This window comes from Burkholderia sp. AU33545 (assembly GCF_020419685.1).
GTDB lineage: Bacteria > Pseudomonadota > Gammaproteobacteria > Burkholderiales > Burkholderiaceae > Burkholderia > Burkholderia diffusa.
On the sequence record NZ_JAIZRQ010000002.1, the window covers coordinates 742,960 to 767,063 of the forward strand.

Here is a 24,104-nt window from a genome sequence, read left to right on the forward strand (position 1 = left end):
CGCACGGAAACGGAGACACAGATGACCTCTACCGCCGACTATCACAAGATCAAGGCCCGGCACGTGAAGTTCGACTTCAGCGACACGCCGATCACCTGGGTGCCAAGCGACCCGGGCAGCACGCACATCATCAACACGCTGAACCTGCTGTTCCCGGAGGGCGAACTGTGGTTCTGCCGCGTGTACAACAAGGCACTGCCGAACATCACCGATGCGCGCCTGCGCGACGAAGCCGAAGGCTTCCTGCGCCAGGAAGCCGTGCATTCGCGCTCGCACGGCGGCGTGCTCAAGCATTACTACGACCGGCACGGGATCGACACGAAGCCGTTCACGCAGAAGCTGAACTGGCTGTTTACGCGCGTGCTGGGCGAAGCGCCGTTCGGGCTGAAGATCGGCCATACGCGTTTCTGGCTGCGTCAGCAGCTCGCGGTGATCGCATCGCTCGAACATTTCTTCGGCTATCTCGGCAACTGGGTGCTCAATGCGCACGGGCTCGACGAAGGCCGTGCCGACCCGACGATGGTCGACCTGCTGCGCTGGCACGGCGCGGAGGAAGTCGAACACCGGACCGTCGCGTTCGACATCTACAACCACATGGGCGGCAACTATCCGGAGCGCTGCGTGCACATGGCGTTCGTGATCGTGCTGTTGCTCTACTTCATCACGAGCGGCGCGAAATTCATGTACCGGCGAGATCCCGCCGCCGGCCGCTACCGGGGTTTCGTGCTGTCGTGGTGGAAGGGTTCTCGACGCGGGCACCTGCCGTCGTTCTGGAAAGTGATCGGCGCGGCGTTGCGCTATTTCAAGCCGGGCTATACGCCCCACCACGAAGGCTCGACCGAGCAGGCGCTTGCGTATCTGGCGCGCTCGCCGGCCGCGCAAGCGGCGGCGCATGGCGGCAACTGGGGCACGACGAAGGGCGCGTGACCGCGTCCGCAAGCGGGTTCGCGACAGTTTCGGCGGGGCGCCGGCCGAAATGCGTACAATCGCGGCTTCATTTCCCGGAGGTGCCGCGATGGCCATGAAGAAAACCGATCTAGAAAAGAACAAGGCGCTCAAGCTGACGCACGCGATGAAGCAGTCCAGCTCCGCCCGCTTCGGCAAGGCTGCCGAGGACGCAGCGAAGCTCGACCGCCGCGCGCAGCGCAAGCTCGACCAGGAACAGGGTCTCGTGCCGTTCGCGTGCAAGCTGAACGCCGAACTCGTCGAACAGCTGAAGGCTCGCGCCGCCACCCATCCGAACGGGATGACCGGCCTGCTGTCCGAACTGCTCGTCAACGGCCTCGCCCAGCGCGACGCGTGATCGTCGCAAATCTCGAAAATAGTCGTTGACAACGCCGTACGACATCGACAAACTCGTTCGCATGCCTACGTTCAAGCTCATCGCCATCGCGAATCATTGCCCGGTGAACATTCGAAAGAATGGATCACGGGAGGCGCTTGTGCGTTAGCATCCGAGCAGTACCGCATGTCACACAAGGCCTCACCGGAAACGGATGAGGCCTTTTTGTTCTGGTGCGCGTCATCCGTCCGGCTCAACGAATGGAGCAGACGATGGACCAGGCAAGCCCGTTGTTCGACCGTCCCGATTCGCGCCGCGTCGGTGCGATCGCGTTACCGACCGTCGTGATCCGCTTCGCGGTCGCGCCGCGCACGACACTGACCTGGCGCGCGCCGAGCGATGCGGAAATTCGCGCGCACGGCGCACCGCTGTGGATCACGCGGCCGCCGAGCGTCGACGACTACTGGGTACAACCCGGCGACGTGCTGCGCATCGCGCGCGGCGATCGCATCTGGCTCGGCACCGATGACGACCGGCCGGCCGAAGCATCGATCACGACGGCGTACGTGAGGCGCGGCGAACGGCTGAGGCGCACGCTCGCGCGAATGCAACGTTTGCTCGCCGGACGATGGCGAAGACGGGATTGACGATGCGCGCTCACGCGCGCGGCGGGGATGCCGGAACGCGCGGAATCACCGTATGCGGAAACGGACGCACCCGCGACGCAACGCGTCGCGGGTGCGCATCGAATGACGCGGCACGCACGTGCGTGCCGCGTGCGATCGCGCGCCGTGCGCAACCTTCGCATGCATCACGTGCATCAGGTGCTGGCGGCGAGACGCGGGCCCGTGCTGCGAGGCGTGGAATCGAGGTCGGGGCGTTGCGCCGCGTGCGAGGTCACCCACGGGTCGATGCCTTGCTTTTGCACCTCCTCGAGAAATGACACCCGCGTACGCCAGTAATCCGCCTGTAATTTCGCATCGATGACGCGCTGTTCGGCTGCGAACAGTTCCATGCGCGCCGTCACGAGCATCGATGCAGCGGTTTTTTCCGGCGTGGGGGCGTGCCGCATCGCCCAACGGCTGATCCAGTTCAACATGCTGACCTCCGTGATGACGGGCGAACCCGCATCGGGCAATCGCAACCGGTCGCGCCTGCCCGAATGCGCAACGACCGTCACCGCGCTTCACCGCCCGGCCTGCACGGACTGCGACTCCCCCGCGTCGGCAACATCTGGCCGACGTGTGCGCGCGGTGTATCTATCCTAGAAAGACTTGCCGGTTAACGCGATGACGTCTTGCAATCTTTTACACAGAAACCACAGTCGGGCTCGCACCGCGAAATGACAGTTGCGGACGCGACGGCTTCGGCGCAGGATAGCCCGATATCTGCAACCGCCTGGACTGACGAATGGCTGCTGCATGCCGCCGCGCACCCGCGCCGGTCATGCGCGCGCTCGCGCACGTATTGCGTCCGTCCTGCGTTCGCCCCTCGTGCGGGCGTGCCATTGCAGTCGCATGCCGTCGCGTTGCGGCAGCCCCCCGCATGTCGATCATGCCGTTGCGCCCGCATCGGCTGACACGGCCCGCCCGTCGTCGAATCGTTTCCATCGTTTCTACCTGCCCGCCTCGTCAGAACCGGTAAAATGCGCGCCTTCCTCGCGCGGCCGGCCTGTCCAGCCGTTCGCGCGAACGCTGCCGATCGTGCCCCGCAACTATATCGTCCGAGCTATCCGCGCTATTACAATCCGCCGATAGCGTCGCAATAGTGGCTGGTTACAGTACGCCGGCCTCGCGCTGCCTTACAACAATTCGGCACGAACAACAAGCAACACGACAACCCGACCGGAGAAACGCCTTCATGGAATCCATCAAGCGGTATTTCGGCTTCGACGAAGCCGGCACCGACTTCCGCACCGAAATACTCGCGGGCGTCACCACGTTCCTGACGATGGCCTACATCATCTTCGTCAACCCCGCGATCCTCGGCGATGCCGGCATGCCCAAGGAATCCGTGTTCGTCGCGACCTGCCTCGTCGCGGCGCTGGCGTCGATGATCATGGGGCTGTACGCGAACTACCCGATCGCCTGCGCGCCCGGCATGGGCCTGAACGCGTATTTCGCGTACACGGTCGTCAAGGGGATGGGCTTCACGTGGCAGGCCGCGCTCGGCGCGGTGTTCATCTCCGGCTGCCTGTTCCTGCTCGTCACGCTGTTCCGCGTGCGCGAGGCGATCGTCAACGGCATTCCGAAATCGCTGCGCATCTCGATCACCGCCGGCATCGGCCTGTTCCTCGGCATCATCTCGCTGAAGACCTCGGGTGTGATCGTCGGCAACCCCGCCACGCTCGTCACGCTCGGCGACCTGCACAAGCACGATACGATCCTCGCGATCATCGGCTTCTTCACGATCGTCACGCTCGACCACCTGCGCGTGCGCGGCGCGATCCTGATCGGCATCATCGGCGTCACGATCCTGTCGTTCTTCTTCGGCGACAACCAGTTCCACGGCGTGTTCTCCGCGCCGCCGTCGATCGACGCGACGCTGTTCAAGCTCGACATCGGCGCCGCGCTGTCGACCGGCATCATCAACGTGATCCTCGTGTTCTTCCTCGTCGAACTGTTCGACGCGACCGGCACGCTGATGGGCGTCGCGAACCGCGCGGGCCTGCTCGTCGAGGGCAAGATGAACCGCCTGAACAAGGCGTTGCTTGCCGACAGCACCGCGATCGTCGCGGGCTCGCTGCTCGGCACGTCGTCGACCACCGCGTACATCGAAAGCGCGTCGGGCGTGCAGGCCGGCGGCCGCACGGGCGTGACGGCGATCACCGTCGCCGTGCTGTTCCTCGCGTGCCTGTTCATCGCGCCGCTCGCTGGCGTCGTGCCGGCCTACGCCACGGCACCGGCACTGCTGTACGTGTCGTGCCTGATGCTGCGCGAGATGGTCGAGGTGCCGTGGGACGATGCGACCGAAGCCGTGCCGGCCGCGCTGACCGCGCTGCTGATGCCGTTCACTTACTCGATCGCGAACGGCGTCGCGTTCGGCTTCATCGCATACGGCGGCCTGAAGCTGCTGACGGGCCAGGCCCGCACGGTCAAGCCGATCGTGTGGATCATCGCGGCCGTGTTCCTGTTCCGCTTCTTCTATCTCGGCAGCGAGTGACGCACGCGCGCCCCTGTGCGCGGCAAGATGAAACGAAAACGCCACCTTCGGGTGGCGTTTTCGTTTTGTTCTCGTTTTGGCTACGCGGGGTGGTGCAAGCGAGCGCCGGTCAAACCTCCGCCTGCCGGAGCACCCAGCGTGCGAAGGTCTGCAACGGCCCCTCGCCCAGTTCCAGCGCCTCGGGCAACACGAGACAGAAGCGCTTGACCACGCCCCGCCCATCGGGCCAGGGCGCCGCGAGCAACCCTTGCGCGATCTCGGCCTCGACATAGAGGCGCGGCACCAGCGCGACGCCGAGCCCGGCGAGCGCCGCCGCGATCAGCATCGAGTAAAGATCGTAGCGTGCGCCGGCGGCCGGATTGTTCACCGGCAGCCCCGTCTCCTGCACGTACGCCGACCACGCATCAGGCGTCTGGCGCTTGTGCAGGCGCGGCAACGTGCCCAGCAACACGTCCGGCTGCCCGGCCGCGAGCAGCGACGGATGGCAGACCGGCACCAGCACCTCCTCGCACAACCGGTACGTATGCATGCCGGCCCAGGCCGGATGCTCGAAGTGAATCGCCGCATCGAAGCCGCTGCCGGCCAGCACGAACGGCTCCGCGCGATCGGCGAAATGCACCGTGATGTTCGGATGCTGCGTCTGGAATCCCTTGAGCCGCGGAATCAGCCAGCGCGTCGCGAATGTCGGCGTCACGGCGATATCGACGCTGCCGCCGTCGCCGGGCTGCCCCATCATGTACTGGCTGTCGCGCTCGAGCCGGTCCAGCACTTCGCGAACCTGCGCCGCGTAGCGCACGCCGTTCGGCGCCAACCGCACGCGGTTGCCGACCCGCTCGAACAGCGCGACACCCAGGAACGTCTCCAGCCGGCCGATCTGCCGGCTGATCGCGCCTTCCGTCAACGCCAGTTCGTCGGCGGCGCGCGCGAAGCTTCCATGCCGCGCCGCGGCCTCGAATGCCATCAATGCCGAATTGCTCGGAATCCTGCGTCGCGTCACGATTGCTCCCGGTCCGACCGCCGTCGGTCATGGCTTGATCAAATGTCAGTGAACGGTGACGAATCATCGTTTTTCTGCCTTCCACCGGCTCATTATCATGACAAAAACTCAACCCGTCGAGCAGCCATCGGCCCCGAAGGCTGCTCGCCCCCGTGGAGAAACCATGATCTATGCCGTTGAATGCAGCATCGCCGAGCCCGCCGTCGAAGCCGAGTGGAACGACTTCTACAGCCGCGTCAAACTGCCGGCGCTCATCTCCGTATCCGGCTTCCGCACGTCGCAACGCTTTCGCGCACTCGGCGGCGACGGCCCCGTCTACCTCGCGCTGCATACGATCGACGGCCCGGACGTGCTGACGTCGGCCGAGTATCGCGACAAGGGCGGCGGCAATTTCGCGCGCTGGCAGCCGCACATCGTCGAGTGGCGCCGCAACGTCTACGACTGCGCGGCCCCCGCGCCGGCCGTCTCCGGCCATCAATGGCTGGCCGTTTGCGACGACCCCGCCCCGTTCGCGCGAGCAGCGATCGCAGCCACGGCCATGCATGCGGTCGCGCTGGATCGGCGGCCGGCCGCGCGCTGGCTGGCCGTCCTCACGCACGATCAGGCTCGGCTCGGGTCCGATGCCGCGATCCGGCTCTATGCACCGATGGGTGACCCACTCGTCAGCACACCGACGTCGGCAACCGCACGCTGACCGGAGCCCGACCATGCCCAGCGTCACGATCTTGATTCCCGAGGCGAGCATGCCGGCCAGCACGGCGCTCGACGCGTTGTCGTCGGCCTGCGAGAGGCTCTGCACCGACGTGCTGAGCGCCGCACCCGGCACGGTCCACGTCGCGTACGTCCCGGTCCGGCACGGCTGCGGACATCCGGTCAGCGCGGAGATCCGCTTTCGCACCTCGTCATTTCGCACCCCTGAACTGATGGACCGGTTCATGACCGAACTGGATCGCGAGATTCTTCGCCACACCGGATTCGTCGCACGCATCCGCTGCTTCGGCTACGACGCCACCCACCTTCACGCCCGACATTGACCCGTGAGCACGCCTGTTCAACTCCCTTCCTTCCCGCGTCGCCAGATTGGCGATTTCACAGTGATCGCGATCAGCGACGGCACGCTGACGGCCGGCCTCGACCTGCTGTCGAACATCGACGTCGACGACGCGACCGGCATCATGCACCGGGCCGGCATACACGCGCCGTCCGACGTCAACATCAACTGCTACGTCATACGCGGGAACGGGCGGACCGTGCTCGTCGACACCGGCGCCGGCGGCATCCGGAACTGGGGCGGCCTGCTGCGTCCGTCGCTGTCGCAAGCCGGCATCGATGCACGCGACATCGACACGGTCCTGCTGACGCACGCGCATCCGGATCATATCGGCGGCCTCCTGGACACGGACGGACATCCGGCCTTTCCGCAAGCGGAGGTGCTCATTCACGAACGGGAACGTGCGTTCTGGCTGGACGACGCCATGTACGAGCGGGCAAACGAGCGCGCACGCGTCAATTTCCGGATCGCGCGGCGCACGTTCGACGTGTATCGCGCGCATCTACGCACCATCGAGGCAGGCGACGTGCTGCCCGGTATCGTCGCGGTCCCGCTGCCGGGGCACACGCCCGGCCACACCGGCTATCGCGTCGAATCGCGCGGCGAGCGCCTGCTGATCTGGGGCGATCTCGTGCATTTCGCGCCGATTCAGGTTGCGCGCCCCGACGTGTCGATCGCGTTCGATCACGATCCGTCGCAGGCATCATCGACGCGCGCGGCCACGCTCGCCGAAGTCGCTTCGGATAACTTGCTGATTGCGGGCATGCACCTCGCCGACACGGGCTTCGCACGCATCGCGCGCACGAATGGCGCAACCGGCGGCGCGTATGTGCTTGGCGGGGTGGATTGAGCGAAACGGAACGCGGGCACGCCAGTGCGCCGCACGATGCTCGAATCGTGCCACGCACCGCTCCGGGCGAGCGCGCTACCGGACGAGCATGCGCCGATATGACACGGGCGCCGGTATCCGGCGCCCGCTCCGTCGCTGCCCGGTCGTCCGGCTCAGCGCCAGTTCGCTTCGTAGAAGCGCACGTAGCCGCTGCGCAGCGTCACGCATTGCGCGCGCGTCTCGGACAGCAACCGCCGTGCGGCCGCCTCGATACGCTCGCGGTGCTGATCGTACGCACCGACCATGTCCTCGAAGCGCGGCGATGCCGCACCGAAATGATCCTCCAGCGCCTCGGCGGTGATCTGACATTGAACGCGCTCGCCATTGACCAGCGCCGTGAAACCAAGCATCAGGTCGCGCCCCGAATATTCGGGCTTCTCATTCGTGAAATGAATCTGCATGGGAGCCGCCTTGTCCGGTAGAAAGCAAATGACCGCGTCCATCGTCCGCTACCGGCCGGACGAAAATTTACGCGGGCTCGCCGGCAGAGGCAGGATCCACGGGGTATGGCGCGGACACCGCATGCCGGTTGCATTCCACTTTAGACGGTTTCGCGCAGGAGGCAAATTTTGCGATGTGCGGCGTTCCGACGCGCATTTTCATCAGACCAGCGCGACATCCGGCACCGTTTGCCGGGTGGCGTCAGTGGGGATCGGTGGGCCAGATGTTCAGTGCGATCGCGGCGGTCGTGGCGCCTACCGCGATCGCGGCCGCCCCGTATTGCACCGCGTCGCTCAGGTCGAACAGCAGACCGTGGATCGCGACGGCGATGCCGCCCAGCATGATGAAGGTGGCGATGGCCGCCAGCACGACTCTCAGTTCCGTCCGAACCATGATGGGTCTCCCGAACGGATGCATGTCACGTCGCATGCATGTTGCGATGCGGAACACGGCGCGTGCGCGTTCCACTTTCATCATTGCATGCGGGCGCTTAAAAGCAAGGGGTTTTTGTACGCAGTCGCACAACGCGTGCGGCGCTTGTATGATGAGGCGATATCGATAGCGGCGGCCCGGGTGGCGGATGGTGCGGCGCAAAGCGTCAAGGCGGGGCGACCGCGAAGCATGGAGCCCCAGTAAGCGCTGAAGCGCCAACTGGGGCCGACAGGAGACAAGACATGCCTCAATCTTTCGTGCTGCCCGCCACCGCGGGCCGCAACGACCTGCTCGCGCAGGCGCATGCCCGTTCGACCGCGATCGGCCTGCGCGCAAACGAGCAACCCGATTTCTCGCCGCTGTCGCGGCTCGCGCTGCGCGAACTGCTCGACACGAACCATGCATTGTTCGCACACGCGCGCCCGGTGATGGAGAACCTCCACGCGCAGATCGCCGACACGCAAAGCCTCGTGCTGCTCACCGACGCCGACGGCGTGATCCTGCACAGCATCGGCGACGCGGACTTCATCGAAAAGGCGAACCGCGTCGCGCTGTGCACCGGCGTGTCGTGGGCCGAAGGCGCACGCGGCACCAATGCGATCGGCACCGCGCTCGCATCGGGCCAGGCGGTCGCCGTGCACGGGTCCGAGCACTTCCTGCGCGCGAACCATATCCTCACCTGCTCGTGTGCGCCGATCATCGACTCGTTCGGCCGCACGCTCGGCACGCTCGACGTGAGCGGCGATCCGCGCGGCTTCAGCTCCCATACGCTCGCGCTCGTGCGGATGTCCGCGCAGCTGATCGAGAACCATCTGTTCGCGAACCAGTGCGCGGAAGCACTGCGGCTGCGCTTCCACGCCCACGAGGACTGCGTCGACTCGCTGTTCGCCGGCCTCGTCGCATTCGGCCCCGACGGCGGGCTGATCGCCGCGAACCGCAGCGCGCAATTCCAGCTCGGCGCGACCTTCGATGCGTTGCAGCACCAAGGCTGCGATGCGCTGTTCGGCATGCACTTCGGCCAGCTCGCGCAGCAGGCAGCCCGCGCACCCGGCGCGCCGTTCAGCCTCACGCTGTCGACCGGTGTGCGCGTGCTCGCACGCTGCGAATTCGCGGAAGCGCACAAGACGGCCGTCGCCGTCACGCCGCCCGCGCCCGCCGTGCGCATGCGGGCTCCGGACCCCGACGCGATCACGTTCGCGACGCTCGACACCGGCGATGCGCGGATGGCCGCCGTGCTCGAACGCGTCGCGAAGATTCGTGGACGCGATCTGCCGTTGCTGATCCTCGGCCAGACCGGCACCGGCAAGGAATGGCTCGCGCGTGCGCTGCACCAGGCATCGCCGCGCGCGGACGGCCCGTTCGTCGCGGTCAACTGCGCGGCACTGCCGGATTCGCTGATCGAGGCCGAACTGTTCGGTTACGAGGACGGCGCCTTCACCGGTGCGCGCAAGCGCGGCAGCCCCGGCAAGATCGCGCAGGCCGACGGCGGCACGCTGTTTCTCGACGAAATCGGCGACATGCCGCTCGCGCAGCAGGTCAGGCTCATGCGCGTGCTGCAGGAGCGCGCGGTGATGCCGCTCGGCGGCGCACGCGCGGTGCCGGTCGACGTGCGCGTGGTCTGCGCGACCCACCGCGACCTGCGTGCGATGATCGCCGAAGGCACGTTCCGCGAAGACCTGTTCTACCGGATCAACGGGCTCGCGGTCACACTGCCGCCGCTCGCCGCGCGCACCGACCTGCCGACACTGGTCGAGCGGATCCTCGCGCGGCTCGGTCGCAGCGAGCCGATGCCGAGCCGCCTCGCGACCGACGTGCTCGACGCGTTCATGCGGCACCGCTGGCCCGGCAACCTGCGGCAAATGACCAACGTGCTGCGCACGGCCGGCATGCTCGCCGAAGACGAAGCCGAAATCACGCTCGCGCACCTGCCCGACGATTTCTGGCTCGACTGCGACGACACACCGGCGGCACAGGCCGCACCGGCCGACACGCGCGAAGCGACGACACTGCAGAGCCACCAGGCCGCGGTGATCGACGCGGTGCTCGCGCGGCACGGCGGCAACGTATCGGCCGCCGCGCGGGAGCTTGGGCTCGCGCGCAATACCGTGTACCGCTACCTGCGCCGACACTGACGTCCCGCGCCGGCTGCCCGACGGGGGCCGGCCGCGCCGCCTTCGGGTATGCTTGGCGCTTGCCTTGCCTTGTCTTGCCGCCGCGCCGGCACCCGCTTCGCCCCATGACCGATCCCGACCACCCGCCTCTCGTACGCATCGAGCCGCTCGGCGCGACGTTCGACGCCCCCGATTCGCTGACGCTGCTCGAGGCCGCCGCGTTCGCGCACGTCAGGCTGCCGCGCTCGTGCCGCAACGGCACGTGCCGAAGCTGCCTGTGCAGGATCGTCAGCGGCAGCGTACGCTATACGATCGAATGGCCGGGTCTGAGCCGCGAGGAAAAGGCCGACGGCTATACGCTGCCGTGCGTGGCCGTAGCGACCTCGGATGTCGTGCTCGACGTGCCCGACGCGGTGATGATCGACTGAACGCGGCGAGCGCGCGTGCGCCGTCCCGCAGCAAGGATGCCCGCCTGGAGAACGTGATGACCCAGTCCACCGATCGCATCGAGAAACAAGCCTTGCTCACCGCGCCGCTGGCGCGCGTCTGGGAAGCCGTCAGCAATGCCGGGGAATTCGGCATCTGGTTCGGCGTGACGTTCGACGGGCCGTTCGTCGCCGACCGGCCGCTGTTCGGCCGCATCACGCCGACGCGCGTCGACGACGACGTCGCCCGGGCACAGGAGCCGTATGCCGGCACCGTGTTCGAGATCGTCGTCGATCGCGTCGAGCCGATGCACCGATTCTCCTTTCGCTGGCACCCGTTCGCGATCGATCCGAACTTCGATTACGCGTCCGAGCCGATGACGCTCGTCACGTTCGCACTCGCCGAAGCGAACGGCGGCACGCTGCTGACGATCACCGAAACGGGCTTCGACCAGTTGATCGAAGCGCGCCGCGCAAAGGCTCGCGAGATGAACGATCAAGGCTGGGCCGCGCAGATGACGCTGATCACGAAATATCTCGCGAAGCACGCGTAAGCGTGCCGCGCGTCATGCCCGGTATCCGCGTGCCCGCATGCCCTCGTGGCGGGTGCGTGGCATAATCCGCTCCATCGCCGTTCATACCCCGCCCCGCGCATCGCATGCTGAGCCGTCGTTTCCGGAAGATCGTCAGTCTGATCGGGATGCTCGCCATCCTGATGACAACGCTCGCGCCGACGATCTCGCAGGCGCTGACAACGCAAGACCGCGTCGACTCGCTCCTTGCCGGTTACTGCACGGCCGGGCCGGCGGGCGGCAACCATGCCGGCGATGCGTCGTCGAAAAGCCTGCAGGCCCATCTGCAGGCTTGCGGCTATTGCAGCCTGCTCGCCCATACACCCGCCCTGCCCGCGCCCGAACTGACGTTCGCGGCCAACTTCCACCCGCTCCAGCATCGCGAAGCAACCCGCTTCGAAAGCCTGCGCCGCACGCTGCCGCTCACGGCCGCGCAACCGCGCGCCCCGCCGTTCGCGTCCTGATTCGTCGTCACCGCGCGTGATGCCCTCGCGCATCACGCCGTGAGCACGCGCGCCGCGCGTGCATGCCGTGTCACGTTTCGAAGGACGATCTCATGTTCGACCGTATTGCTCGAGGCATCGTGCCGTGCGCGCGCTCGCCCGCCTCCGGCGGCCACGCGTGCACGCACGCGCGACCATTCGTCGAATGCATCGTTCTCCTCGTCATTTCCAACCGGATCATCCCGTCATGAAAACCACTGCTTTCATTCGCGGCGCACTCGTCGCACTCGGCTTCGTCGTCGCACAGGCCGCTCACGCGCACGCACACCCGAAAAACCTGGACCCGGCCGCCGACGCCACGCTGTCGAGCGCGCCGCACGCGGTCACGATCGACTTCAGCGAAACGCTCGAACCCGCATTCAGTTCGATCGCCGTCACCGACAGCCATGGACAGTCGGTCGTCGACGGGAAAGCCGCCATCGACGCCGGCAACCGGAAGCGGATGCATGTGGAGCTGGCGAACCTGACGCCGGGCACGTACACGGTCGCTTGGGTTGCAGTGGCGACCGACGGGCATCGCACGCAGGGCCACTACACGTTCACGCTGAAGTAACGCACACGATGCCCGCGCGGCGATCTTCCCTACCCGATCAGGAACACACTCGATGAAACGCTCGATTCCGACCAGCCTGCTGTTTGCACTGCTGGCGCTGCAGGCGCCCGCCACGTTCGCCGCATCGGCCGTCCAGGCCGATGCATGCTGGATCCGCACGATGCCGGCGACGGTGCCGTCGTCCGGTTATTTCACGCTGAAGAACGACGGCGACAAGCCCGTCACGCTCACGGGCATCGATACGCCCGCGTTCGGGATGGCGATGATGCACGAAACGCAGACGGCCGGCAGCACCGCGAAAATGGTTCACGTCGAAGCGGTCGACGTGCCCGCGCACGGCACGGTGACGTTCAGGCCGAAGGGCTATCACGTGATGCTGGAGGAACCGCGCCAGCCCGTCGCGCCCGGCGCGAAGGTACCGCTGCGGCTGCATTTCGCCGACGGCGCGACGGTGTCCGTGACCTGCGACGCGAAGGCGCCCTCCTACACCGGCCAGTAACGCCGCAACCGCATCGACCGAAGGAGACGCACATGAGCAAGGAACGCGTGCCGCTGGCCAGCCTGATCGTCCGCTACCGGACGCCGCTGAACGTCGCCGTGTTGATCGCCTGCGGGTTATGGGCGGCATGGATCGCGTGGATGACGCGGCCTTCGGCGATCGATTCGCCGTCGTCGATCGCCGCATACTGCGTGCGCGACACACGCTGACGCGCCGCGCCGGTTCCGGCGGCGGTCCGCGTCATTTTGGCGTGGCATCATCGCTTCATCCCGACCGCCGGAACCCCCTCCCGGAGCAACGCATGTCCATTCAGACCTGGATGCTGTTTGCCGCCGCCTATCTCGCGACGACGCTGTCGCCGGGCCCCAACGTGCTGCTCGTCATCCGCAACACGGTGCGCTACGGCTCGCGCGGCACCGCCGCGACGATCGCGGGCAACCTCGTCGCACAAGGCGCGGTGGTCATGCTCGTCGCGCTGGGCGTCGGCGCGGTGCTGGCCGCGATGCCACCGCTATTCATCGCGATGAAGGTCGTCGGCGCCGCGTACCTGATGTTGCTGGGCATCCGGCAACTGCGCGGCGACCGCAACGCACGCTCGCCCGACGGCCGGGCCGAGATCGTCGAGCCCGACCGCAGGAAGCTGTTCCGCGAAGCGCTGTTCGTGTCGGGCAGCAATCCGAAGACGATGATCTTCCTGTCGGCGTTCATGCCGCAGTTCATCGCACACGGTCGCCCGCTCGCGATGCAGTTCGTCGTGATGTATGCGACGATCGCATGCACCGTCGTCGTCGTGCACAGCGTCTATTCGTTCGGCGTGCGCCGGCTCCATCGTGGTATCGGCATCAGCCCGTGGGTACGCGCGGCCAAGCGCGCCAGCGGGCTGCTGTTCGTTGGCCTCGGGATCAAGCTGCTGACCGCACGGCAGGCGTAAGCGTCCGCCCCGGCGACGGCCGGCGATGGCCGGTGCCGCGGCGTGGTCGGAACCGTCAGTCCTTCACGGCCAGCGTGGCCGCAATCTCGCCGAACGACGGCCGTGCGTCGATCTCCTCGTTCAGGCAGGCGGCGGCCAGCGCGTCGAGTACGTGCGAACCTTCCCACGCACGCGGCTCGCATCGCGCCAGCAACTCGCCGAGCAGATGGCCGAACGCCCTGACTTCCAGCCGTTCGAGCCGCGCCGCGCGCACGCGGTCGTTCACGTCGTAGACCGACGCCGCGCCGAAATCGCCGAGCAGCGCGCCGCCCTTGCCGTCGTGCAGGATGTTGTGGGCGTACAGGTCGCCGTGCATGATGCCGCGCGCGTGCAGATGCGCTGCCACCGACGCGATGCCGAGCGCGATCCGCGATGCCTCGGCCGGCGCGAATCGCTCATCGGCCGCATAGACGTCGCGCGTGCAGGACGCAAAGCTCGGCGGCTCGGCGAGGTTCGTCAGCGCCGGATCGACCAGTTCCATCACGAGGCCGTGCGTGCCGTCCGGATGGCCGTGCACCTTGCCGATCACCGGAATCATGTTCGGGTGACGCCCGGCGTGCAGGCACGCGGCCATTTCGCAATCGGGCAGCCCGTCGCTCGTCACGGCCCCCTTGAACAGCTTGACCGCGACCGCGCGCGGCGCTTGGCCGTCCACCCGCCACTGCGCGCGATAAATGACACCCGATGCGCCTTCGCCGAGCTTCCGATCGAGGGCAAGCGACGTCCAGTCGATATCCGCGACACCCGGCTCGGCCGAAGCCGCCGCTTCCGGCGCGGTGCCGAACGGATTGCCCGCGGACGCGAGCCACGCGAGACGCGGCAGACGCAGCAACCAGTCGGGCAGTTCGTCCAGCCGGTTCGCCGACAGCCGCACCAGTTCGAGCGCACGGCACGCGGCCATTTCGGGCGGCAACGTGCGCAGCCGGTTGCCCGCGAGCATCAGCTTCTGCAAGCGCGAGCAGTCGCCGATCTCGGCGGGTAGCGCGCCGATTTCGTTGTCGGTCAGGATCAGCCAGCGCAGCGCGCGCGGCAGCGAACGGCGCGGCACCGTGCGGATCCGGTTCGCCTTGAAGCCGATCATGTCGAGCTGGGCGCATGTGCCGAGCACCTCGGGAAATTCGGTGAAGCGATTGCCGGACGCGAACAGGATGCGCAGGCGATGCAGCCGCGACAGGTCGTCCGGCAGCGCCGACAGCGCATTGCCGGACAGGTCGAGCACTTCGAGCGTGTCGGCCAGATCGAAGATTTCGCGCGGCAATTCGGTCAGCCCGCACGCGAGCTTGAGTTGCCGGGCGCCCGACAGCTGGCCGGCCTGCAGTTGTTCGAGGGTGGTGGTCACGGGGAGAATGCGGATGGCAGTAGCGATGGTCGTCGGACCGATCGCCCGAATTCTACCGGGATCGCTTTCACGCATCCGCTCGCCGTGTCACACCCTCTTCACAAACGCGCGATGTAACGCTACAATTCGGCCCCTTGCAGTGCCGACGTGGTGAAATTGGTAGACACGCTATCTTGAGGGGGTAGTGGCGAAAGCTGTGCGAGTTCGAGTCTCGCCGTCGGCACCAAATACGGTTTTTCCGTGTTTCGTGCATTTGCAAAACCCGCGACAGCGCATGGCTTCGCGGGTTTTTTTATTGCGTCGGCGATGCGGGACGAAGCGCTCGGTCAGATGGACGGCAAACGTCGACGCCTCGAATCCCGCGTCGATGCCTGCGTTTCCGGCGCGACGACTTCGCGTCACAGCATCGGCAACACCGCCCGGATATGCTCGGCGAACGCCGCCGTCAGATGCGACGGCCGTTTCCGGTCGAACCTCAGCGTAATGCCCACCGCCGGCAACGGCGGCAACCGCGGATCGCCGTTGACGATCGCCAGGTCGGCCGGCACGGCCGTCTGCGTCATCACCGCGAACGCCTGCCCCGAGCGCACCAGCGCGATCAGCCCCGCGAGACTGCTGCTCGCATACGCGACGCGGTAATCGCGATCGGCGCGATGCAGCGCGTCGCAGGCCGCGATGTGATCGAGCGTATCGGGATCGGACAGCGCGAGCGGCAGCGGATCGAAATGCGCGGGCTCCAGCCCCGGATAGCCGATCCAGACCAGTTGCTCGCGACGAATGATGTCGTCGTTCGCCCCGTCGTCCGGCAATGAAATCATCGCGAGATCGACCGCGCGCTTCTCGAGCTGTTCGAGCAGCCGCGGCGTCGGCCCGCATACGATTTCAACGATCGCCTGCGGATGCTGGCACGAAAACTGCCGCAGCAGCGGCGGCAGAAACACCTCCGCGTAATCGTCCGGGCACCCGAACCGGATCGTCCCCGTCAACCCCGTGCCGCACAGGTCGGCCATTGCCTCGTCGTGCTGCCGCAGGATGCGCTGCGCATGCACGAGCAGCCGCTCGCCGGGGTGCGTCAGCACCACGCCGCGGCCAGTGCGCTGGAACAGCGGCTGGTCGACGATATCCTCGAGCCGCTTCATCTGCTGGCTGAGCGCGGACTGCGTCCGGCCGACGCGCGCGGCCGCGCGGCTGAGCGCGCGCACCTCGGCGATCACGACGAACGAACGCAGCAGGTCGATTTCGAGCGAGCGTCCCAAGGTATTAGCCCCCTTTCTACCTTGCATAAGAACTATTCGTTTCCATCAAACCAGACGCGCGCCTAGACTGCAAGCGATCCCTGCCCCCTTGCCCGGAGAAGCCCGATGTCCCTGAACGACGACGCAACCTTCTGGCGCAACGCCAGGCAGCACCTGGTCCGCTACGGCGGCACGTTCGAGCCGATGATCATCGAGCGCGCGAAGGGCAGCTTCGTCTATGACGCCGACGGCCGCGCGATCCTCGATTTCACGTCGGGGCAGATGAGCGCGGTGCTCGGCCACTGCCATCCGGAGATCCTCTCCGTCATCGGCGAATACGCGGGCAAGCTCGATCACCTGTTCAGCGGAATGCTGTCGCGGCCCGTCGTCGACCTCGCGACGCGCCTCGCCGACATCACGCCGCCCGGGCTCGACCGCGCGCTGCTGCTCAGCACCGGCGCGGAATCGAACGAAGCGGCGATCCGGATGGCGAAGCTCGTCACCGGCAAGTACGAGATCGTCGGCTTCGCGCAGTCGTGGCACGGGATGACGGGCGCGGCCGCATCGGCCACGTACAGCGCGGGCCGCAAGGGTGTCGGCCCGGCCGCCGTCGGCTCATTCGCGATTCCGGCGCCATTCACGTACCGGCCGCGCTTCGAGCGCAACGGCGCGTACGACTATCTTGCCGAACTCGACTACGCGTTCGACCTGATCGACCGCCAGTCGAGCGGCAACCTCGCGGCATTCATCGCGGAGCCGATCCTCAGTTCGGGCGGGATCATCGAACTGCCGGACGGCTATATGGCGGCGCTCAAGCGCAAGTGCGAGGCGCGCGGGATGCTGCTGATCCTCGACGAGGCGCAGACGGGCGTCGGACGCACCGGCACGATGTTCGCGTGCCAGCGCGACGGCGTGACGCCCGACATCCTGACGCTGTCGAAAACGCTCGGCGCCGGGCTGCCGCTCGCGGCCATCGTGACGTCCGCGGCGATCGAGGAACGCGCGCACGAACTCGGCTACCTGTTCTATACGACGCACGTGTCGGATCCGCTGCCCGCGGCCGTCGGCCTGCGCGTGCTCGACGTGGTGCAGCGCGACGGGCTCGTCGCACGCGCGAACGTGATGGGCGACCGGCTCAGGCGCGGCCTGCTCGACCTGATGGAGCGGTTCGACTGCATCGGCGACGTGCGCGGGCGCGGGCTGCTGCTCGGCGTCGAGATCGTCAAGGATCGCCGCACGAAAGAGCCGGCGGACGGCCTCGGCGCGAAGATCACGCGCGAGTGCATGAACCTCGGGCTCAGCATGAACATCGTGCAGTTGCCCGGCATGGGCGGCGTGTTCCGGATCGCGCCGCCGCTGACGGTCAGCGAGGACGAGATCGATCTCGGCTTGTCGCTGCTCGGTCAGGCGATCGAACGCGCGCTGTAACGCCGCCGCGCGGTAACGCCCTTCTCCGCATCGTGCGATTCGTCGCGCCGGTTCGAGCGACCGGCGCGACGGATTCCCGATCGATCAGCGCGTTTCGGCCGCCCACGCTTCGGCATCGGCACCGGCCGGAATGCGCATCGGGCTCGACGGGTCCGTCGCCGCGCGCCACACGGCTTCGGCAACATCCTGCGCATGGGTGATCGGCCCCGACGCATCGAGCATCCTCGCGACGGCCTTTCCGGCGAACTCCGCATAAGCCTCGTGTTCGAAGCCATGCATGTGCGCACGCGCGTTGTCGCCGAAACGCGTGTCGGGTGCACGGCCCGGCAGCACGAGATGCGCGCGCACGCCGAACGGTTCGAGTTCGACCGCCATCGATTCGGTGAACGCATTGACCGCCGCCTTGCTGGCCCGGTATGCGCCGACCAGCGGCAACACCTTCAGCGTGACGCTCGACGTGACGTTCACGATCACGCCGGCCCCACGCCGGCGAAACTGCGGCAGCACGGCCTGCGTCACCGCAATCGTGCCGATCGTGTTGGTTTCGAACAGCGCACGCACCGTGTCGAGCGGCGTGAGCTCGGCCGGCGCGGCCGCGCCGAAGCCTGCGTTATTGACGAGCACGTCGATCGGGCCGGCCGCGTCGATGGCGGCGCGGATGCTGTCCGTGTTCGTCACGTCGAGCGCCAGCACGCGCAGGCGTTCCGATGGCGGCAGCACGTCCTCGCGCGGTGTGCGCATCGTCGCGAAGACCTGCCAGTCGCGGGCCAGGAAATGGCGGGCAATCTCGAGGCCGAAGCCGGAGGAACAGCCGGTGATCAGTACGGTCTTCATGCGAACTCCTGGGATGTGTTGGGCATGTGTCCGTACGATAGATGGCCGGATCCGTATTCGCTACAATCAAAAATCCGATTTTCTTTTGCGAGAGTCCGGCGATGATCGACCCGTTGACCGAAGTCGTGACGCTGCTGCAACCGGGCGCGCGGTACTCCAAGTCGGTTCACGGTGCGAGCCCGTGGTCGATCAACCGCACGGTCGCCGGCGAGCCGTTCTATTGCGCGATCCTCGACGGCGGGTGCCGGATCGCCATCGACGGGCACGCGCCGATCGAGCTGCTGCCCGGCGATTTCGTGCTGATTCCGGCGGCCTACGGCGTCGCGATGTCCAGCCTCGAACCGCCGCCGCCGGGCGTCGAAACCGCGCCGCCGGTCGCACTCGACAACGGCGAATACCGGATCGGCGATCCGGGCAACCCGGTCGACACGCGGATGATGGCCGGTAATTGCAGCTTCGGTTCGCCGGACGCAGCGCTGCTGGTGTCGCTGCTGCCGCAATTCGTGCACGTGCGCGGCGAACCGCGGCTGACCACGCTCGTGCAACTGGTGCGCGACGAATCGCGCGCGCAGCGGCCCGCGCGCGAGATCGTGCTGGCGCGCCTGCTGGAAGTGCTGCTGATCGAGGCATTGCGGTTCACGACCGAAACGAACGCGTCGCCCGGCCTCGTGCGCGGGCTCGCCGACAATCGGCTGGCGGCCGCGATCCGTGGCATGCACGCGCGCCCCGCCTATCCGTGGACGGTCGTCGAACTCGCGAAGGAAGCGGCGCTGTCGCGCTCGACGTTCTTCGAACGCTTCAGCCGCGCGGTCGGCGTCGCGCCGATGGAATACCTGCTCACGTGGCGCATGGCGCTCGCGAAGGACCTGCTCCGCCGCAACGAAGGCCGCATCGCCGAAATCGCGGGGCGTGTGGGCTACAGTTCCGCGAGCACCTTCAGCGTCGCGTTCACGCGGCATGTCGGGCGGCCGCCGGCGCAATATGCGCGTGACGAGCAGGCGGTGGCGAACGAAGCATGAACCGCGCATGCACGCCACACCGCGTGTCGCGACACGCGCCGGGATCCCGCTCCGCTTCTCGCCCGATTGCCGGACGAACGGCCCGCGTTTGCCACCGGCATCACGCGATCTGCGTACACTGCCCGACACGCAACAACGACGCGCGAGGCATTCGATGACGACAGCGGCAAAGGACATCGGCACGACCGACCACTGGCTCATCGCGCGCCGCGATCAGGAAACCGGCATCGAAAGCCTGCACGCGCATTTCAACGGCCATGCATACGATGCACACGATCACGACGACATGCTGGTCGGCTTCACCGAACAAGGCGTGCAGCAATTCCAGTGCCGCCGGTCGCTGCATACGAGCGTGCCCGGCCGCGCGATCCTGATCGAGCCGGGCGCGATGCACGACGGCCATGCGCCCGAAGCCGGCGGCTTCACCTACGGCATGCTGTACCTGCCGCAAGCATGGGTCGAGCGCGCGGCGCGCCGGCTGAATCTTCCCGGCATGGGTGGCGTCGAGGCCGCTTTCGGCCATACGCTGGTCGACGATCCCACGCTCGTCGACACGATCCGGCAAGCGTTTCTGGCGATCCACGGCAACGAAGGCAGGCTCGCGCGCGACCAGACGCTCGACCGCCTGCTGACGCGGCTCGGCGGCGAACTGCGCGGCCCGCTCGCGCTGGAAAGCGGTGTCGTGCCGCCCGCGATCGCGCGCGTGCGCGATCTGCTGCATGCGCAGATGGACGGCAACATCGGGCTCGACGAACTCGCCAGCGTCGCCGGGATCGACCGGTTCCGGCTGACCCGGCTGTTTCAGCGCGCGTTCGGCACGTCGCCGCACGCGTATCTGGTGCGCTTGCGGCTGCGCGCCGCGCGCCGGCTGCTGGCGATCGGCCGCACGCCCGCTCAGGTCGCGGCCGATGTCGGCTTCGCCGACCAGAGCCACCTGGGCCGCTGGTTCCGCCGCGCGTACCGGATCACGCCGGCCGCGTACCGGCAAATGTGCACAAACGTTCCAGACTGATCGCACGCGGCATCCGATCATGAGTGCCCCAATGAGGAGCAAGCATGTTCGATACGAAAGTGGCACTGATCGTGCGCGACGATCTCGCGGCGTGGCAGAAACTCAATGTCGTCGCGTTTCTCGCGACGGGCGTCGCGGCCGGCGCGCCCGACGCGCTCGGCGAACCGTACGAGGATGCGGCGGGCAACCGCTACGGCCGCATGCTCGGCCAGCCGATGCTGGTATTCGCGGCCGACCTGAACGGCCTGCAGGCCGCGCACCGGCATGCGCTGTCGCGCGACGTGAGGATCGTGCCGTACGTGCGCGCGATGTTTTCGACCGGGCACGATGCGGCCAACCGCGCAGTGTTTCGCGCCGAGGATGCGGAGAATCTGGATTTGGTCGGCCTCGCGTTGCACGGGCCGAAGAAGGCCGTGGACAAGGCGGTGAAGGGGCTCGCGTTGCACGCGTAAGCGGGTCGTGCAACGCCGTCGTTTTCGTTCGATTCGCGTTTGGGCCCATGTCGCCGAATTTGCGACGAATGACGCAAATCCGGCGACATTTTTCTTGCAAGATGATGGGCTGCGCCGCCGGCCCGTTGCAGGCCGGCGGCTTTCTCCATCAACCGCCGAGATACGCCTGCTTGATCCGGTCGTTCGCGAGCAGGTTCGCGCCCGTGTCCGCCAGCACCACGCGTCCCGTTTCGAGCACGTAGCCGCGATCGGCCACGCCCAGCGCCTTGTTCGCGTTCTGCTCGACCAGGAACACCGTGACGCCCTCGTCGCGAATCGTCCGGATGATGTCGAAGATCTGCGCGATCACGAGCGGCGCGAGGCCGAGCGTCGGCTCGTCGAGCAGCAGCAAGCGCGGCTTGCTCATCAGCGCACGGCCGATCGCCAGCATCTGCTGCTCGCCGCCCGACATCGTGCCGGCCCGCTGCGCCGCGCGCTCCTTCAGGCGCGGAAACAACTTGAACACGTGCTCGATGCCGTCGTCGATTTCATGACGGCTCGCGAAGAACCCGCCCATCTTCAGGTTCTCGAGCACCGTCAGGCTCGGGAACACGCGCCGCCCTTCGGGCGAGATCGCCATCCCCTGCCGCATGATCTGGTGCGTCGACATCGCTGTGATGTCGTTGCCCTCGAACAGCACGCGGCCCGACGATGCGCGCGGCGTGCCGCACACGGTCATCATCAGCGTCGTCTTGCCGGCGCCGTTGCTGCCGATCAGCGTGACGATCTCGCCCTTGTTCACCTCGATCGACACGCCCGCGAGCGCCTCGACCGCGCCGTAGTGCGTATGGACCTGTTCCAGCTTCAGCATCACTCTTCCCCCAGATACGCCTTGATCACGCGCGGGTCGTTGCGGACCGCTTCCGGCGTGCCGATCACGATCGGCCGGCCGTGCTCCATCACGAGGATGCGGTCCGACACGCCCATCACGAGGCTCATGTCGTGTTCGATCAGCAGCACCGATACGCCGAACTCGTGGCGCAGCTTGTCGATCAGGTGCTGCAACTCGATCTTCTCCTGCGGGTTGAGACCGGCCGCCGGCTCGTCCAGCATCAACAGACGCGGCTCGGTGATCATGCAGCGCGCGATCTCGAGACGCCGCTGGTGCCCGTACGACAGCGTGCCCGCCTGCCGGTTGGCGACCGACGTCAGCCCCATCCGGTCGAGCCAGACGGCCGCGCGTTCGAGCGCTTCCTTCTCGGCGCGGCGATACGCGGGCGTCGCGAACAGGCCGTGCAGCATCCCCGACTTCACCTTGCGATGCTGCGCGACGAGCAGGTTCTCGACGACCGTCAGCGACTTGAACAGGCGGATGTTCTGGAACGTGCGCACCAGGCCCTTCAACGCGATCTTGTGGCTCGGCAGCCCGGCGATCGCGTGGCCGTCGAGCACGACGTCGCCGCCGGTCGGCTTGTAGAAGCCGCCGACGCAGTTGAACACCGTGGTCTTGCCCGCACCGTTCGGCCCGATGATCGCGAACACCTCGTTGCGGCGCACGTCGAAATCGATGCCGTCCACCGCGAGCAACCCGCCGAAGCGCATCTGCAGCCCGGCGACCTTCAACAGTTCTGCATTCGCGCTCATTGCGGCAGCTCCACGTGGGGACGGCTCGCGGGCAGCAGGCCCTGCGGACGCCACATCATCATCAACACCATCACCAGACCGAAGATCAGCATCCGGTACTCGGCGAAGCCGCGCGCGACTTCCGGCAGCACGGTCAGCAGGATCGCCGCGAGAATCACGCCGAGCTGCGAACCCATCCCGCCGAGCACGACGATCGCGAGGATCAGCGCCGATTCGATGAAGGTGAACGATTCAGGATTCACGAGGCCCTGACGCGCGGCGAAGAACGCGCCGCCGATGCCCGCGAACGCCGCGCCGAGCGTGAACGCCGACAGCTTGATGCGCGTCGGGTTCAGCCCCAGCGAACGGCATGCGATCTCGTCGTCGCGCAGCGCTTCCCACGCACGCCCCATCGGCATGCGGATCAGGCGGCTCGTCACGAACAGCGTGAAGCCAACCAGTACCAGCGCGATCAGGTACAGGAAGATCACCATGTGCTCGCCGCTGTATTCCAGCCCGATCAGTTCATGGAAGGTCTTCGCGCCTTCGACGCTCGCCGAGCGCGCCATCTCGAAGCCGAACACCGTCGGCTTCGGAATGCTCGAGATGCCGTCCGGGCCACCCGTGAGGCTCGTCAGGTTGTTCGCGAGCAGGCGGATGATTTCGCCGAAGCCGAGCGTGACGATCGCGAGATAGTCGCCGCGCAGACGCAACACCGGGAAGCCGAGCAGGAAGCCGAACGTCGCCGAGGCGATCGCCGCAATCGGCAGGCACTCCCAGAACGACAGCCCGAAATACTGGTTCAGCATCGCGTAGGTATAGCCGCCGACCGCGTAGAACCCGACATAGCCGAGATCGAGCAGCCCCGCGAAACCGACCACGATGTTCAGCCCGAGGCCGAGGATCACGTAGATCAGCGCGAGCGTCGCGACGTCCACGGCGCCGCGCGAACCAAAGAACGGCCACACGAGCCCGACCGCGAGCAGCACCCAGATGATCGCGCGCTGCTGCTGCGCGCCCATCGCGGGCATCGCCGGCAGCTTCACCGCGGATTTCGCGCGCACGAGCCACGGCTTGAACAACTGGAACAGGAACACGGCCGCGACCGCGATCCACACCGGGCGCCAGTGCGGCGTGAGCACCACCTGATAGCCGTCGAGCTTCAACTGCAGGCCGAGCACCGGAATCGTGAGGATCGCCGTCAGCAGCGCGGCGGCCGCGGCATTCTTCAGCGCCTGGCCGATCGAGGCGTCGGCGGCCGGGCGGCGAACGGAAATGACTTGACTCATCTGCGTC

The 24,104-nt window shown here is 67.0% G+C and carries 30 protein-coding genes and 1 tRNA gene; 21 read left to right on the top strand and 10 right to left on the bottom strand.

From position 1 onward, the window contains the following. The first annotated feature begins 21 nt into the window (after window positions 1-21). The 3 genes from LGM71_RS09230 to LGM71_RS09240 all read left to right on the top strand — a co-directional run bounded on the left by LGM71_RS09230 (window position 22) and on the right by LGM71_RS09240 (window position 1,929). Window positions 22-927, top strand: coding sequence for a metal-dependent hydrolase (locus LGM71_RS09230; RefSeq protein ID WP_226114689.1), 906 nt, complete (start codon window positions 22-24; stop codon window positions 925-927). A gap of 88 nt (window positions 928-1,015) precedes the next feature. Continuing rightward, window positions 1,016-1,303: a hypothetical protein gene (locus LGM71_RS09235; RefSeq protein WP_059600184.1), complete on the top strand. Its 288-nt coding sequence runs from the start codon at window positions 1,016-1,018 to the stop codon at window positions 1,301-1,303. Window positions 1,304-1,554: 251 nt separating this feature from the next. Then, window positions 1,555-1,929, top strand: a complete 375-nt coding sequence (locus tag LGM71_RS09240) for a DUF2917 domain-containing protein (RefSeq protein ID WP_059600333.1) — start codon at window positions 1,555-1,557, stop codon at window positions 1,927-1,929. Window positions 1,930-2,102: 173 nt separating this feature from the next. On the opposite strand, the gene LGM71_RS09245 is transcribed toward LGM71_RS09240, so the two are convergent. Next, window positions 2,103-2,381 carry a hypothetical protein gene (locus tag LGM71_RS09245; RefSeq protein WP_174906510.1) on the bottom strand — a complete coding sequence of 93 codons (279 nt, stop codon included), beginning with the start codon at window positions 2,379-2,381 and terminating at the stop codon, window positions 2,103-2,105. A gap of 761 nt (window positions 2,382-3,142) precedes the next feature. On the opposite strand from LGM71_RS09245, the gene LGM71_RS09250 reads away from it, so the two are divergent. Continuing rightward, a complete protein-coding gene (locus LGM71_RS09250; RefSeq protein ID WP_059600185.1) occupies window positions 3,143-4,444 on the top strand; it encodes an NCS2 family permease in 1,302 nt (433 codons plus the stop codon). 109 nt (window positions 4,445-4,553) lie between these two features. Here the strand turns inward: LGM71_RS09250 and LGM71_RS09255 are convergent, their stop codons facing one another. Further along, window positions 4,554-5,405, bottom strand: a complete 852-nt coding sequence (locus tag LGM71_RS09255; protein WP_226114769.1) for a LysR substrate-binding domain-containing protein — start codon at window positions 5,403-5,405, stop codon at window positions 4,554-4,556. A gap of 199 nt (window positions 5,406-5,604) precedes the next feature. On the opposite strand from LGM71_RS09255, the gene LGM71_RS09260 reads away from it, so the two are divergent. The 3 genes from LGM71_RS09260 to LGM71_RS09270 are packed head-to-tail and all read left to right on the top strand — an operon-like array spanning window position 5,605 to window position 7,342. Beyond that, complete coding sequence (locus LGM71_RS09260; protein ID WP_226114690.1) at window positions 5,605-6,135, top strand: sugar ABC transporter; 531 nt, start codon at window positions 5,605-5,607, stop codon at window positions 6,133-6,135. A gap of 13 nt (window positions 6,136-6,148) precedes the next feature. Then, window positions 6,149-6,475 carry a hypothetical protein gene (locus LGM71_RS09265; RefSeq protein WP_226114691.1) on the top strand — a complete coding sequence of 109 codons (327 nt, stop codon included), beginning with the start codon at window positions 6,149-6,151 and terminating at the stop codon, window positions 6,473-6,475. Window positions 6,476-6,478: 3 nt separating this feature from the next. After that, window positions 6,479-7,342, top strand: a complete 864-nt coding sequence (locus LGM71_RS09270; RefSeq protein ID WP_226114692.1) for an MBL fold metallo-hydrolase — start codon at window positions 6,479-6,481, stop codon at window positions 7,340-7,342. A 152-nt stretch (window positions 7,343-7,494) separates the two neighbouring features. On the opposite strand, the gene LGM71_RS09275 is transcribed toward LGM71_RS09270, so the two are convergent. Beyond that, a complete protein-coding gene (locus LGM71_RS09275) occupies window positions 7,495-7,782 on the bottom strand; it encodes a DUF1488 domain-containing protein (RefSeq protein WP_014898618.1) in 288 nt (95 codons plus the stop codon). 241 nt (window positions 7,783-8,023) lie between these two features. Next, the gene (locus LGM71_RS09280) at window positions 8,024-8,215 is read right to left on the bottom strand and encodes a DUF2964 family protein (protein WP_059527249.1); all 192 of its coding nucleotides are present in this window, start codon (window positions 8,213-8,215) and stop codon (window positions 8,024-8,026) included. A 281-nt stretch (window positions 8,216-8,496) separates the two neighbouring features. Between LGM71_RS09280 and LGM71_RS09285 the strand changes: the two genes are divergently transcribed. From LGM71_RS09285 to LGM71_RS09325, 9 genes are all read left to right on the top strand, one after another. Further along, window positions 8,497-10,386 carry a sigma-54-dependent Fis family transcriptional regulator gene (locus LGM71_RS09285; protein ID WP_059600190.1) on the top strand — a complete coding sequence of 630 codons (1,890 nt, stop codon included), beginning with the start codon at window positions 8,497-8,499 and terminating at the stop codon, window positions 10,384-10,386. A gap of 104 nt (window positions 10,387-10,490) precedes the next feature. Then, window positions 10,491-10,793: a 2Fe-2S iron-sulfur cluster-binding protein gene (locus tag LGM71_RS09290; RefSeq protein WP_059527056.1), complete on the top strand. Its 303-nt coding sequence runs from the start codon at window positions 10,491-10,493 to the stop codon at window positions 10,791-10,793. Window positions 10,794-10,849: 56 nt separating this feature from the next. After that, entirely contained in the window at window positions 10,850-11,344 is a 495-nt protein-coding gene (locus LGM71_RS09295) for an SRPBCC family protein (protein ID WP_226114693.1), read from the top strand. Window positions 11,345-11,448: 104 nt separating this feature from the next. Next, the gene (locus LGM71_RS09300) at window positions 11,449-11,826 is read left to right on the top strand and encodes a DUF2946 domain-containing protein (protein ID WP_151047530.1); all 378 of its coding nucleotides are present in this window, start codon (window positions 11,449-11,451) and stop codon (window positions 11,824-11,826) included. A 92-nt stretch (window positions 11,827-11,918) separates the two neighbouring features. Then, on the top strand, window positions 11,919-12,056 hold the full coding sequence (locus LGM71_RS09305) for a hypothetical protein (protein WP_226114694.1): 138 nt from the start codon (window positions 11,919-11,921) through the stop codon (window positions 12,054-12,056). After that, the gene (gene copC / locus LGM71_RS09310; RefSeq protein ID WP_124622044.1) at window positions 12,053-12,418 is read left to right on the top strand and encodes a copper homeostasis periplasmic binding protein CopC; all 366 of its coding nucleotides are present in this window, start codon (window positions 12,053-12,055) and stop codon (window positions 12,416-12,418) included. Before LGM71_RS09305 ends, copC begins: the two co-directional genes overlap by 4 nt. Before the next feature lie 52 nt (window positions 12,419-12,470). Next, a complete protein-coding gene (locus tag LGM71_RS09315; RefSeq protein WP_059600194.1) occupies window positions 12,471-12,917 on the top strand; it encodes a copper chaperone PCu(A)C in 447 nt (148 codons plus the stop codon). Between the two features lie 32 nt (window positions 12,918-12,949). Continuing rightward, window positions 12,950-13,126: a hypothetical protein gene (locus LGM71_RS09320; protein ID WP_170296371.1), complete on the top strand. Its 177-nt coding sequence runs from the start codon at window positions 12,950-12,952 to the stop codon at window positions 13,124-13,126. A 92-nt stretch (window positions 13,127-13,218) separates the two neighbouring features. Beyond that, a complete protein-coding gene (locus tag LGM71_RS09325) occupies window positions 13,219-13,848 on the top strand; it encodes a LysE family translocator (protein WP_226114695.1) in 630 nt (209 codons plus the stop codon). A 55-nt stretch (window positions 13,849-13,903) separates the two neighbouring features. Here LGM71_RS09325 and LGM71_RS09330 read toward each other — a convergent pair whose 3' ends face one another. Beyond that, window positions 13,904-15,226 (bottom strand): leucine-rich repeat-containing protein kinase family protein, encoded by a 1,323-nt coding sequence (locus LGM71_RS09330; RefSeq protein WP_226114696.1) that lies wholly within the window; start codon window positions 15,224-15,226, stop codon window positions 13,904-13,906. A 141-nt stretch (window positions 15,227-15,367) separates the two neighbouring features. Here LGM71_RS09330 and LGM71_RS09335 point away from each other — a divergent pair. Next, window positions 15,368-15,452: transfer RNA gene (locus LGM71_RS09335), tRNA-Leu, on the top strand. A gap of 172 nt (window positions 15,453-15,624) precedes the next feature. Here the strand turns inward: LGM71_RS09335 and LGM71_RS09340 are convergent. Continuing rightward, a complete protein-coding gene (locus LGM71_RS09340) occupies window positions 15,625-16,509 on the bottom strand; it encodes a LysR family transcriptional regulator (RefSeq protein WP_226114697.1) in 885 nt (294 codons plus the stop codon). A 78-nt stretch (window positions 16,510-16,587) separates the two neighbouring features. Here LGM71_RS09340 and LGM71_RS09345 point away from each other — a divergent pair, with 78 nt between their 5' ends. Beyond that, window positions 16,588-17,889 (top strand): aspartate aminotransferase family protein, encoded by a 1,302-nt coding sequence (locus LGM71_RS09345; RefSeq protein ID WP_226114698.1) that lies wholly within the window; start codon window positions 16,588-16,590, stop codon window positions 17,887-17,889. A gap of 84 nt (window positions 17,890-17,973) precedes the next feature. Here the strand turns inward: LGM71_RS09345 and LGM71_RS09350 are convergent, their stop codons facing one another. Further along, window positions 17,974-18,723 (bottom strand): SDR family oxidoreductase, encoded by a 750-nt coding sequence (locus tag LGM71_RS09350; protein ID WP_151047543.1) that lies wholly within the window; start codon window positions 18,721-18,723, stop codon window positions 17,974-17,976. Between the two features lie 41 nt (window positions 18,724-18,764). Here LGM71_RS09350 and LGM71_RS09355 point away from each other — a divergent pair, with 41 nt between their 5' ends. The 3 genes from LGM71_RS09355 (at window position 18,765) to LGM71_RS09365 (ending at window position 21,206) form a co-directional block, all read left to right on the top strand. Next, window positions 18,765-19,742 carry an AraC family transcriptional regulator gene (locus tag LGM71_RS09355; RefSeq protein ID WP_226114699.1) on the top strand — a complete coding sequence of 326 codons (978 nt, stop codon included), beginning with the start codon at window positions 18,765-18,767 and terminating at the stop codon, window positions 19,740-19,742. 154 nt (window positions 19,743-19,896) lie between these two features. Further along, complete coding sequence (locus LGM71_RS09360; protein WP_226114700.1) at window positions 19,897-20,754, top strand: AraC family transcriptional regulator; 858 nt, start codon at window positions 19,897-19,899, stop codon at window positions 20,752-20,754. 44 nt (window positions 20,755-20,798) lie between these two features. Further along, a complete protein-coding gene (locus LGM71_RS09365) occupies window positions 20,799-21,206 on the top strand; it encodes a DUF2000 family protein (RefSeq protein WP_059600202.1) in 408 nt (135 codons plus the stop codon). A 148-nt stretch (window positions 21,207-21,354) separates the two neighbouring features. Here the strand turns inward: LGM71_RS09365 and LGM71_RS09370 are convergent, their stop codons facing one another. From LGM71_RS09370 to LGM71_RS09380, 3 genes are read right to left on the bottom strand one after another with little or no spacing between them, the layout of a single operon-like run. Next, a complete protein-coding gene (locus tag LGM71_RS09370) occupies window positions 21,355-22,056 on the bottom strand; it encodes an ABC transporter ATP-binding protein (protein WP_006484776.1) in 702 nt (233 codons plus the stop codon). After that, complete coding sequence (gene livG, locus LGM71_RS09375) at window positions 22,056-22,829, bottom strand: high-affinity branched-chain amino acid ABC transporter ATP-binding protein LivG (protein WP_059600203.1); 774 nt, start codon at window positions 22,827-22,829, stop codon at window positions 22,056-22,058. Before livG ends, LGM71_RS09370 begins: the two co-directional genes overlap by 1 nt. Further along, a complete protein-coding gene (locus tag LGM71_RS09380) occupies window positions 22,826-24,097 on the bottom strand; it encodes a high-affinity branched-chain amino acid ABC transporter permease LivM (protein ID WP_059447699.1) in 1,272 nt (423 codons plus the stop codon). Before LGM71_RS09380 ends, livG begins: the two co-directional genes overlap by 4 nt. Window positions 24,098-24,104: the final 7 nt, after the last annotated feature.

Bases quoted from the DNA above. Each gene is read 5' to 3' on its own strand.
- LGM71_RS09230 (WP_226114689.1), top strand. From the start codon at position 22: ATGACCTCTACCGCCGACTATCACAAGATCAAGGCCCGGCACGTGAAG.
- LGM71_RS09235 (WP_059600184.1), top strand. From the start codon at position 1,016: ATGGCCATGAAGAAAACCGATCTAGAAAAGAACAAGGCGCTCAAGCTG.
- LGM71_RS09240 (WP_059600333.1), top strand. From the start codon at position 1,555: ATGGACCAGGCAAGCCCGTTGTTCGACCGTCCCGATTCGCGCCGCGTC.
- LGM71_RS09245 (WP_174906510.1), bottom strand. From the start codon at position 2,381: ATGTTGAACTGGATCAGCCGTTGGGCGATGCGGCACGCCCCCACGCCG.
- LGM71_RS09250 (WP_059600185.1), top strand. From the start codon at position 3,143: ATGGAATCCATCAAGCGGTATTTCGGCTTCGACGAAGCCGGCACCGAC.
- LGM71_RS09255 (WP_226114769.1), bottom strand. From the start codon at position 5,405: ATGGCATTCGAGGCCGCGGCGCGGCATGGAAGCTTCGCGCGCGCCGCC.
- LGM71_RS09260 (WP_226114690.1), top strand. From the start codon at position 5,605: ATGATCTATGCCGTTGAATGCAGCATCGCCGAGCCCGCCGTCGAAGCC.
- LGM71_RS09265 (WP_226114691.1), top strand. From the start codon at position 6,149: ATGCCCAGCGTCACGATCTTGATTCCCGAGGCGAGCATGCCGGCCAGC.
- LGM71_RS09275 (WP_014898618.1), bottom strand. From the start codon at position 7,782: ATGCAGATTCATTTCACGAATGAGAAGCCCGAATATTCGGGGCGCGAC.
- LGM71_RS09280 (WP_059527249.1), bottom strand. From the start codon at position 8,215: ATGGTTCGGACGGAACTGAGAGTCGTGCTGGCGGCCATCGCCACCTTC.
- LGM71_RS09285 (WP_059600190.1), top strand. From the start codon at position 8,497: ATGCCTCAATCTTTCGTGCTGCCCGCCACCGCGGGCCGCAACGACCTG.
- LGM71_RS09290 (WP_059527056.1), top strand. From the start codon at position 10,491: ATGACCGATCCCGACCACCCGCCTCTCGTACGCATCGAGCCGCTCGGC.
- LGM71_RS09295 (WP_226114693.1), top strand. From the start codon at position 10,850: ATGACCCAGTCCACCGATCGCATCGAGAAACAAGCCTTGCTCACCGCG.
- LGM71_RS09300 (WP_151047530.1), top strand. From the start codon at position 11,449: ATGCTGAGCCGTCGTTTCCGGAAGATCGTCAGTCTGATCGGGATGCTC.
- LGM71_RS09305 (WP_226114694.1), top strand. From the start codon at position 11,919: ATGTTCGACCGTATTGCTCGAGGCATCGTGCCGTGCGCGCGCTCGCCC.
- copC (WP_124622044.1), top strand. From the start codon at position 12,053: ATGAAAACCACTGCTTTCATTCGCGGCGCACTCGTCGCACTCGGCTTC.
- LGM71_RS09315 (WP_059600194.1), top strand. From the start codon at position 12,471: ATGAAACGCTCGATTCCGACCAGCCTGCTGTTTGCACTGCTGGCGCTG.
- LGM71_RS09320 (WP_170296371.1), top strand. From the start codon at position 12,950: ATGAGCAAGGAACGCGTGCCGCTGGCCAGCCTGATCGTCCGCTACCGG.
- LGM71_RS09325 (WP_226114695.1), top strand. From the start codon at position 13,219: ATGTCCATTCAGACCTGGATGCTGTTTGCCGCCGCCTATCTCGCGACG.
- LGM71_RS09340 (WP_226114697.1), bottom strand. From the start codon at position 16,509: ATGCAAGGTAGAAAGGGGGCTAATACCTTGGGACGCTCGCTCGAAATC.
- LGM71_RS09345 (WP_226114698.1), top strand. From the start codon at position 16,588: ATGTCCCTGAACGACGACGCAACCTTCTGGCGCAACGCCAGGCAGCAC.
- LGM71_RS09350 (WP_151047543.1), bottom strand. From the start codon at position 18,723: ATGAAGACCGTACTGATCACCGGCTGTTCCTCCGGCTTCGGCCTCGAG.
- LGM71_RS09355 (WP_226114699.1), top strand. From the start codon at position 18,765: ATGGCCGGATCCGTATTCGCTACAATCAAAAATCCGATTTTCTTTTGC.
- LGM71_RS09360 (WP_226114700.1), top strand. From the start codon at position 19,897: ATGACGACAGCGGCAAAGGACATCGGCACGACCGACCACTGGCTCATC.
- LGM71_RS09365 (WP_059600202.1), top strand. From the start codon at position 20,799: ATGTTCGATACGAAAGTGGCACTGATCGTGCGCGACGATCTCGCGGCG.
- LGM71_RS09370 (WP_006484776.1), bottom strand. From the start codon at position 22,056: ATGCTGAAGCTGGAACAGGTCCATACGCACTACGGCGCGGTCGAGGCG.
- livG (WP_059600203.1), bottom strand. From the start codon at position 22,829: ATGAGCGCGAATGCAGAACTGTTGAAGGTCGCCGGGCTGCAGATGCGC.
- LGM71_RS09380 (WP_059447699.1), bottom strand. From the start codon at position 24,097: ATGAGTCAAGTCATTTCCGTTCGCCGCCCGGCCGCCGACGCCTCGATC.